Raw genomic sequence first — 1,203 nt, 5'->3', positions numbered from 1 at the left:
GCCCGCAACGAAGCGAGATCCAGTCATGGCAACACGCAAGACCATCACCACGCAGGTGGCCATCATGGGGGCAGGCCCGGCCGGGCTGATGCTGTCCCACCTGCTGGCCAAGGCCGGCATCGAATCCACGGTCATCGAAGTCCGCAGCCACAAGGAAATTTCCGAAACCGTCCGCGCCGGCATCCTTGAACACGGCACCGTGAACCTGCTGGTGGACAGCGGTGTCTCGGACCGCGTCCTTCGCAAGGGGGACCGGCACGACGGCATCGAGCTGCGGTTCAACGGCGAGAGCCACCGCGTCGACTTCAAGGACCTGGTGGGGGAATCGGTGTGGCTTTATCCGCAGACGGACGTCTTCCTGGACCTCGCCGCACGCAGAAAGGACGACGGCGGCGACGTCCGCTACAGCGTCACTGACACCACCGTGCACGAACTTGAGGGCAGGCCGAAGGTCTGGTTCACGGACGCCGACGGCGTGGAGTTCGAGATCCGGGCCGACTTCCTGGTGGGCGCGGACGGTTCCCGCAGCCACTGCCGGTTCCAGATCCCTGAGGCGCAGCGCAAGTGGTACTTCCACGAGTACCCCTTCGCCTGGTTCGGCATCCTGGCCGAGGCGCCGCGCAGTTCCGACGAACTGATCTACGCCAACTCGGAGAACGGCTTCGCCCTGATCAGCCAGCGCACGGAGACGGTCCAGCGGATGTACTTCCAGTGCGACCCCAAGGAAAACGTCGCCGAGTGGGACGACGACCGGATCTGGGCCGAGTTCCGCAGCCGGGTGAACGGCAACGGCTTCGAACTCAAGGAAGGCCCGGTCATCGAGAAGATGGTGCTGCCCTTCCGCAGCTTCGTCCATACGCCGATGCGCCACGGCAACATGTTCCTTGCCGGCGACGCCGCGCACACAGTCCCGCCCACTGGTGCCAAGGGCCTGAACCTGGCCATCCACGACGTCAAGGTCCTCTTCGAAGGGCTGGACAACCACTACAACTCCGGCTCCGACCGGCTCCTGGAGACCTACAGCGACCGCGCGCTGGAACGGGTCTGGAAGGCCCAGCAGTTCTCCTACTGGATGACCACCATGCTCCACACCCCCGCCGGCGCGGACGACTTCTCCCGCGCCCGCCAGCTCGGCGAGCTCAACTCTGTGGTCTCCTCCACCCACGGCATGGCCTACCTCGCCGAGGCCTACACCGGCTGGCC

General features: G+C 65.7%; 1 protein-coding gene. It reads left to right on the top strand.

The genetic code is table 11. From position 1 onward, the window contains the following. Positions 1–25: 25 nt before the first annotated feature. Positions 26–1,203 (top strand): 4-hydroxybenzoate 3-monooxygenase (locus LQ144_RS22900; protein WP_230121534.1); only part of this gene is annotated, 1,178 nt, incomplete at its 3' end.

The organism is Arthrobacter sp. Bi83 (assembly GCF_918698095.1).
In the GTDB taxonomy this organism is placed as follows: domain Bacteria; phylum Actinomycetota; class Actinomycetes; order Actinomycetales; family Micrococcaceae; genus Arthrobacter.
This window is presented reverse-complemented; position numbering and strand designations above follow the sequence as displayed.